The 7,259-nt window shown below is 70.0% G+C and carries 6 protein-coding genes; 4 read left to right on the forward strand and 2 right to left on the reverse strand.

From position 1 onward, the window contains the following. The 3 genes from VR44_RS31620 to VR44_RS31630 all read left to right on the forward strand — a co-directional run. Positions 1–307 (forward strand): phosphoribosyltransferase family protein (locus VR44_RS31620; protein WP_045951058.1); only part of this gene is annotated, 307 nt, incomplete at its 5' end. Between the two features lie 352 nt (positions 308–659). Further along, positions 660–1,358: a ribosome hibernation-promoting factor, HPF/YfiA family gene (hpf, locus tag VR44_RS31625; RefSeq protein WP_045951059.1), complete on the forward strand. Its 699-nt coding sequence runs from the start codon at positions 660–662 to the stop codon at positions 1,356–1,358. A gap of 188 nt (positions 1,359–1,546) precedes the next feature. Continuing rightward, on the forward strand, positions 1,547–2,305 hold the full coding sequence (locus tag VR44_RS31630) for a response regulator (RefSeq protein ID WP_045951060.1): 759 nt from the start codon (positions 1,547–1,549) through the stop codon (positions 2,303–2,305). Between the two features lie 46 nt (positions 2,306–2,351). On the opposite strand, the gene VR44_RS31635 is transcribed toward VR44_RS31630, so the two are convergent. Further along, positions 2,352–3,518, reverse strand: coding sequence for a winged helix-turn-helix domain-containing protein (locus VR44_RS31635; protein ID WP_045951061.1), 1,167 nt, complete (start codon positions 3,516–3,518; stop codon positions 2,352–2,354). Between the two features lie 9 nt (positions 3,519–3,527). Next, entirely contained in the window at positions 3,528–4,109 is a 582-nt protein-coding gene (locus VR44_RS31640; protein WP_045951062.1) for a GNAT family N-acetyltransferase, read from the reverse strand. A gap of 226 nt (positions 4,110–4,335) precedes the next feature. On the opposite strand from VR44_RS31640, the gene secA reads away from it, so the two are divergent. Then, on the forward strand, positions 4,336–7,134 hold the full coding sequence (secA, locus tag VR44_RS31645; RefSeq protein ID WP_045951063.1) for a preprotein translocase subunit SecA: 2,799 nt from the start codon (positions 4,336–4,338) through the stop codon (positions 7,132–7,134). The last annotated feature ends 125 nt before the right edge of the window (positions 7,135–7,259 follow it).

Raw genomic sequence — 7,259 nt, forward strand, 5'->3', positions numbered from 1 at the left:
ACTGCGGCTGCGGCGGCAGGTCGCCGACCAGGCCGGGCTGGGGGCCCGGCAGCGGTGGGAGAACCTGGCCGGGGCCCTGGAGGTGCGGCCGGGCGGGACGCGGATGGCGGCGGGGGCTCGGATCGTGGTCGTGGACGACGTGGTGACGACCGGAGCCACCCTGGAGGAGGCGGCCCGGGCGCTGCGGGCGGCGGGGCTGTGGGCGGACGCGGCGGCCGTGGTGGCGGCGCCGTCCGGATCGTTCGCCCGGGCCCTGATGCTAGAGCGCCGGTGGACTACTCGTACAGAGCAAAAATCTTGTGAATAGATTTGGAACTGCTGGGGAATGCGCATCGTTGCAGGTAGTAAGAGGGACCACCCACTTGAACGGAGGTAGGTTCCGGTAGCGGGTGCCGACAACCGGCATGGAGAGATATGTTCGGTTGTGAGGAACTGGCGATCCTTGGGCCCCCTGGTATCGGAGCGCCGGTCCGCCCGTTTTGGAATCTTCGTGTCAGAGGGTGTCTCTCTACTCCGAAGTCGGTGGGGTGTAGATCTTGCCGATGGGGGAGGAGGAGGTGAAAGTCGCCAAGTCCGAGGCTCCGGTGTTCACCGGAGCCTGGTGCGAAAGGGAGACGCTTCGCCGCTCGTGGCGGAGGTCTCCGGGAACGGAGTTCTGCGTGGACATCGTCGTCAAGGGCCGCAAGACCGAGGTGCCCGAGCGGTTCCGCAAGCACGTGGCCGAGAAGCTGAATCCGGAGCGGATCCAGAAGCTCGACGCCAAGGTGATCAGCTTGGACGTCGAGGTGTCCAAGGAGCACAACCCGCGCCAGGCCGACCGTTCCGACCGAGTCGAGATCACCCTGCGTTCGCGGGGCCCGGTGATCCGAGCCGAGGCCGCCGCCGCCGACCCGTACGCGGCCCTCGACCTGGCTCAGGACAAGCTGGAGGCCCGGCTGCGCAAGCAGCACGACAAGCGTTTCACGCGCCGCGGCACCGGAAGGCTCTCGGCGGCCGAGGTCGCCGACAGCGTGCCGGGCGTCGCGACGCTCAACGGCAGCGGACAGCCGGTCGGTGAGGAGACCGAGGACCGAATTCCGACCACCCGGATCGGAACCCTCGAAGTGCAGGGCGAAGGCCCGCTGATCGTCCGCGAGAAGACCCACTCGGCCCGGCCCATGTCACTCGACCAGGCTCTTTACGAAATGGAACTGGTCGGTCACGACTTCTATCTGTTCGTCGACGCCGAGACCAAGATGCCGAGCGTCGTCTACCGGCGCCACGCCTACGACTACGGCGTCATCCACGTGGACCCCGACGGGGCGTCCAGCTCGGAGGAGTCGGCCGTCGGCGGTGCCGGCGGAGCGCTCGGAGGCTGATCATCGATCCGTTGCCCCTGCGGAAGCCACGGTGTTTCCGCAGGGGCACCTGTATGACTCGTATGAGCCAAAGGGATTCCGCCAGACCCCCGTGTGACGGTGCGGGCATGGAATCATGGCGGGCAGTCAACCGGCGGCCGCCCCCGCCGGGTTGGCTCAGCAGCTCGGTACATGCAGGGGGAGGAACGATGGCGGACAGCTTCGGGCCGGTGCGCGGTGACGACGGAGCAGGCTGTCGCGCGGCGGCGGTGACGGCGGACCCGGCGGAAGCGGGGGAGCTCGCCGGGGAGCCCATCCGGGTCCTGGTGGTCGACGACCACGCCCTCTTCCGGCGCGGGCTGGAGATCGTCCTCGCGCAGGAGGAGGACATCCAGGTCGTCGGTGAGGCCGGGGACGGCGCGGAGGCCGTGGACAAGGCCGCCGACCTGCTTCCGGACATCGTGCTGATGGACGTGCGGATGCCGCGGCGCGGCGGGATCGAGGCCTGCACGTCGATCAAGGAGGTCGCCCCCTCCGCGAAGATCATCATGCTGACGATCAGCGACGAGGAGGCCGACCTCTACGACGCGATCAAGGCCGGTGCGACGGGCTACCTGCTGAAGGAGATCTCCACGGATGAGGTCGCCACCGCGATCCGTGCCGTCGCGGACGGGCAGTCGCAGATCAGCCCGTCGATGGCGTCGAAGCTGCTGACCGAGTTCAAGTCGATGATCCAGCGCACCGACGAGCGCCGGCTGGTGCCGGCGCCCCGGCTGACCGACCGCGAGCTGGAGGTCCTGAAGCTGGTGGCCACCGGGATGAACAACCGGGACATCGCCAAGCAGCTGTTCATCTCCGAGAACACCGTGAAGAACCACGTCCGCAACATCCTGGAGAAGCTCCAGCTGCACTCGCGGATGGAAGCGGTGGTGTACGCGATGCGCGAGAAGATCCTGGAGATCCGCTGACCGCTCCGTGAGCCCCGGGGGCGCGGGGCGGGCCTGGGCGGCGGTGCTACGGGCGGCGGGCGGTGAGTTCGGCCGTGACCGCGGCCGCCTCCCGCTCATCGGCCGCGCGCTCGACCCGTACGTCCTCGCACCCCACCCACCGGGCGGCCTCCCACAGCGCTTCGGCCATCGCGCCGGCCGCCTTCGGGGTGGTGAGGGACAACTGCCGGGCCACCAGGGTGCGCCCCTCGCGGCCCGGGTCGACCCGGCCCTGGAGCCGCCCGCCGGCCAGCAGCGGCATCGCGAAGTACCCGTGTATCCGCTTGGGCTTGGGGACGTACGCCTCCAGCCGGTGCGTGAAGCCGAAGATCCGCTCGGTGCGGGGGCGGTCCCAGACCAGGGAGTCGAACGGGGACAGCAGGGTGGTGCGGTGCCGGCCGCGCGGCTCGGACGCCAGCGCCTCCGGATGCGCCCAGGCCGGCTTGCCCCAGCCCTCCACCGACACCGGGACCAGGCCGGAGTCGGCGACCACCGCGTCGAACTGCTCGCCCTTGAGGCGGTGGTAGTCGGCGATGTCGGCCCGGGTGCCCACCCCGAGGGACCGCCCGGCAAGCTCCACCAGCCGGCGCAGGCACTCGAGGTCGTCGAGGTCGTCGTGGAAGAGGGCGTCGGGGACGGCCCGCTCGGCCAGGTCGTAGACCCGCTTCCAGCCGCGGCGCTCGGTGCAGACCACCTCACCGGTGTCGAGCAGCCACTCCACCGCGATCTTGGTCTCGGACCACTCGAACCACTCCCCGCCGTTCTTGGCGCCGCCCAGCTCGGAGGAGGTCAGCGGGCCGTCGGCGCGCAGCCGGTCCAGGACGGCCGCCGTCGAGCGCTCCTTGTCCTGCAGCACGTGCCAGCGGTGGCCGCGGGCCCGGCGGGCGCGGCGGCGGAACGCGAAGTGCGGCCACTCCTCGCTCGGCAGGATGCACGCCGCGTGCGACCAGTACTCGAAAGCGTGACTGTCGGACCAGTAGGCCTTCTCCACGGTGTCCCGGCCGACCGCGCCGAGCCGGGCGTACGGGATCAGCTCGTGAGAGCGGGCCAGGACCGAGATGGTGTCCAGCTGCACGGCGCCCAGGTGCCGCAGCACCCCGCGCACACCTGCCTTGCGGTCGGGCGCGCCGAGGAAGCCCTGTGCGCGCAGCGCGATCCGGCGGGCCTCGTCGGCGGAGAGAGCGATGATCGGCATCCCGCGAGCCTAGGGGGTGGCACTGACAGCGGGCAGGTACGGCAGCGGGGAGGGCAGGCCGAGGTCCGAGGGGAGGAGCCCGCCGACCCAGCAGTCGCGCAGGGTCCCCCGTACGCCGAGCGCGGCCCGCAAGGTGCCCTCGACGCGGAAGCCCGCCTTCTCCGCCACGGCGCGGGAGCCCGCGTTGCCGACCTCGGCGCGCCACTCCAGGCGGCCGGCGCCGACCTCGGTGAACAGCCAGCGGGCCACCCCGGTCACGGCCTCCGTCACGTAGCCGCGGCCGCGGTGCTCCTTCGCCGCCCAGTAGCCGATCTCGTACGCGCCGGGGCCGTGGACGTGTACGCCGACCGACGCGACCAGCGGGCCGTCCGCGCCGAGCCGCACCGCGAAGGCGTACTGCCGGTCCTCGCGCCACGAGGCGGGGGAGATCTCGTTCACCCAGGCCTCGGCGTGCGTCCGCTCGTACGGCGAGGGGACCTGGGTCCAGCGCTGGATCTCGGGGTCCTGGCAGACGGCGTGGACCTCCTCGGCGTCGGAGGGGGCGAACGGCCGCAGCACGAGCCGGTCCGTGGTAAGGGTGAGGGGCTCCATGAACGGATTGTGGCCGCCCCGGGTAACCCGGGCGAGGGGTTTTCGCGCGCACCGGCACCCAACGGGTCCCCCGTACGTTCTCATTCCGGGCGCCCGTGCCCTGCGGACACGGCGGACCTCCCGACGCGACCACGTCCTCGCTTACGATGGCCGTTGCGGTGGGGCCCACCTGCCGTGCCCGGCTACGTAAAGTGCCCAGGCCCGACCGGCAAGGAGACCAGCCTCAGTGTCCGTCCTCACCAAGCTCATGCGTGCAGGCGAAGGCAAGATCCTGCGCAAACTGCACCGCATCGCGGACCAGGTCAACTCCATCGAAGAGGACTTCGTCAACCTCTCCGACGCCGAGTTGCGGGCCCTCACGGACGAGTACAAGCAGCGCTACCAGGACGGCGAGAGCCTGGACGACCTGCTCCCCGAGGCCTTCGCGACCGTCCGCGAGGCCGCGAAGCGAGTCCTGGGACAGCGGCACTACGACGTCCAGATCATGGGCGGTGCCGCGCTGCACCTCGGGTACGTGGCCGAGATGAAGACCGGTGAGGGCAAGACCCTCGTCGGTACCCTGCCGGCCTACCTGAACGCCCTGTCGGGCCTGGGCGTCCACCTGATCACGGTCAACGACTACCTCGCCGAGCGCGACTCCGAGCTGATGGGCCGGGTGCACAAGTTCCTCGGCCTGGAGGTCGGCTGCATCCTGGCGAACATGTCGCCCGCGCAGCGCCGCGAACAGTACAACTGCGACATCACGTACGGAACGAACAACGAGTTCGGCTTCGACTACCTGCGCGACAACATGGCCTGGTCGAAGGACGAGCTGGTCCAGCGCGGCCACAACTTCGCCGTGGTCGACGAGGTCGACTCCATCCTCGTCGACGAGGCCCGTACCCCGCTGATCATCTCCGGCCCGGCCGACCAGGCCACGAAGTGGTACGCCGACTTCGCCAAGCTGGTCACCCGCCTCACCAAGGGCGAGGCCGGCAACCCGCTCAAGGGCATCGAGGAGACCGGCGACTACGAGGTCGACGAGAAGAAGCGCACGGTCGGCATCCACGAGGCCGGCGTCGCCAAGGTCGAGGACTGGCTCGGCATCGACAACCTCTACGAGTCGGTGAACACCCCGCTCGTCGGCTACCTGAACAACGCCATCAAGGCGAAGGAACTGTTCAAGAAGGACAAGGACTACGTCGTCATCGACGGCGAAGTCATGATCGTCGACGAGCACACCGGCCGTATCCTCGCCGGCCGCCGCTACAACGAGGGCATGCACCAGGCGATCGAGGCGAAGGAAGGGGTGGACATCAAGGACGAGAACCAGACCCTCGCCACGATCACCCTGCAGAACTTCTTCCGCCTCTACACCAAGCTGTCCGGTATGACCGGTACGGCCATGACCGAGGCCGCCGAGTTCCACCAGATCTACAAGCTCGGTGTCGTCCCGATCCCGACGAACCGCGCCATGCAGCGCAAGGACCAGCCCGACCTCATCTACCGCACCGAGGTCGCCAAGTTCGCCGCCGTCGTCGACGACATCGCGGAGAAGCACGAGAAGGGCCAGCCGATCCTCGTCGGCACGACGTCGGTCGAGAAGTCCGAGTACCTCTCCCAGCAGCTCTCCAAGCGCGGCATCCCGCACGAGGTCCTCAACGCCAAGCAGCACGAGCGCGAGGCCGTGATCGTCGCCCAGGCCGGCCGCCGCGGCGCCGTCACCGTCGCCACGAACATGGCCGGCCGCGGTACCGACATCAAGCTCGGCGGCAACCCGGACGACCTCGCCGAGGCGGAGCTGCGCCAGCGCGGCCTCGACCCGGAGGAGCACATCGAGGAGTGGGCGCACGCCCTGCCCGACGCGCTCGCCAGGGCCGAGGCGGCCGTGAAGGCGGAGTTCGAGGAGGTCAAGGAGCTCGGCGGCCTGTACGTGCTGGGCACCGAGCGGCACGAGTCGCGCCGTATCGACAACCAGCTGCGCGGCCGCTCCGGCCGTCAGGGCGACCCGGGCGAGTCCCGCTTCTACCTGTCGCTCGGCGACGACCTGATGCGCCTGTTCAAGGCCCAGATGGTCGAGCGCGTCATGGCCATGGCCAACGTGCCGGACGACGTCCCGATCGAGAACAAGATGGTGACGCGCGCGATCGCGTCCGCCCAGTCGCAGGTCGAGACCCAGAACTTCGAGACCCGTAAGAACGTCCTGAAGTACGACGAGGTCCTCAACAGCCAGCGCGAGGTCATCTACGGCGAGCGCCGCCGCGTCCTGGAGGGCGAGGACCTGCACGAGCAGGTCCGCTTCTTCATGGACGACACGATCGACGCGTACATCGCCGCCGAGACGGTCGAGGGCTTCGCCGAGGAGTGGGACCTGGAGCGGCTGTGGGGCGCCTTCAAGCAGCTCTACCCGATCAAGGTGACGGTGGAGGAGCTGGAGGAGGCCGCCGGCGACCGCGCGGGCATCACCGCCGAGTTCATCGCCGAGTCGGTCAAGGACGACATCCACGAGCAGTACGAGGCGCGCGAGGCGGCCCTGGGCGCCGACGTCATGCGCGAGCTGGAGCGCCGCGTGGTCCTGTCGGTCCTGGACCGCAAGTGGCGCGAGCACCTCTACGAGATGGACTACCTCCAGGAGGGCATCGGCCTGCGCGCGATGGCCCAGAAGGACCCGCTGGTCGAGTACCAGCGCGAGGGCTTCGACATGTTCAACGCCATGATGGAGGGCATCAAGGAGGAGTCCGTCGGCTACCTGTTCAACCTGGAGGTCCAGGTCGAGCAGCAGGTCGAGGAGGTCCCGGTGCAGGCCGAGGCGGCCGCTCCGTCGCTGACGAAGGAGCCGGTGCCGTCGGCCCGCCCGGAGATCCGCGCCAAGGGCCTGGACACCCCGCAGCGCCCGGACCGCCTGCACTTCTCCGCCCCGACGGTGGACGGCGAGGGCGGCGTGGTCGAGGGCGACTTCGAGGACGCCAACGGCGGAGACGGCCTGACCCGCGCGGAGCGCCGCAAGGCCCAGAAGGCGACGGGCGGCCGCCGCCGCAAGAAGTAACCCGCACACGCACCGCCCCGGCCGGGCCCGGACACCTTGGGGTGTCGGGGCCCGGCCGGTCTGGTTGTGCGGGGCCGCCATCTGCCCCTCGAGGGGCCTGCCGGTGTCTGCCCAGCCGCCTCGCC

The organism is Streptomyces katrae, from assembly GCF_000966975.1.
Classification (GTDB): domain Bacteria; phylum Actinomycetota; class Actinomycetes; order Streptomycetales; family Streptomycetaceae; genus Streptomyces; species Streptomyces katrae.

What these genes read in the sequence shown, in the direction of transcription:
- VR44_RS31630 (WP_045951060.1), top strand. Translation starts at nt 1,547, where the DNA reads ATGGCGGACAGCTTCGGGCCGGTGCGCGGTGACGACGGAGCAGGCTGT.
- VR44_RS31635 (WP_045951061.1), bottom strand. Translation starts at nt 3,518, where the DNA reads ATGCCGATCATCGCTCTCTCCGCCGACGAGGCCCGCCGGATCGCGCTG.
- VR44_RS31640 (WP_045951062.1), bottom strand. Translation starts at nt 4,109, where the DNA reads ATGGAGCCCCTCACCCTTACCACGGACCGGCTCGTGCTGCGGCCGTTC.